This is a genomic window from Acinetobacter sp. GG23 (assembly GCF_057766365.1).
In genome coordinates this window covers 1-235 of the sequence record NZ_JBYMDJ010000024.1, presented here as the reverse complement: position 1 = coordinate 235, position 235 = coordinate 1, and the positions used below count along the sequence as shown (strand labels likewise).

Genomic DNA, 235 nt, shown 5'->3' with positions numbered 1-235 from the left:
ATCATACACAAATCTCGATGCAGGCATTCTAGCGTATCCATCTAGGGAACCGAAAGCTGTAGGATTTATAGTATTTGTTTGGTTGACTTGACCATTTGGATTAACACCCGGCCAAACGATACCCTTTTCTCTTACTCCATTAGCAGCCGTTTCTGGATATAAACCTGTGGCTAAACCATAGTATTGATCCACAGAAAATATATCGCCACCTTTTCTTACATCAATCAAGAATGAC

Annotated in this window: 1 protein-coding gene; it reads right to left on the bottom strand. The window is 40.0% G+C overall.

Annotated features, from left to right (window positions below; all coding sequences use genetic code 11):
* A partial coding sequence (locus AC3CAU_RS16770) for a hypothetical protein (protein WP_488368518.1) occupies positions 1–235 on the bottom strand: 235 nt, incomplete at both ends.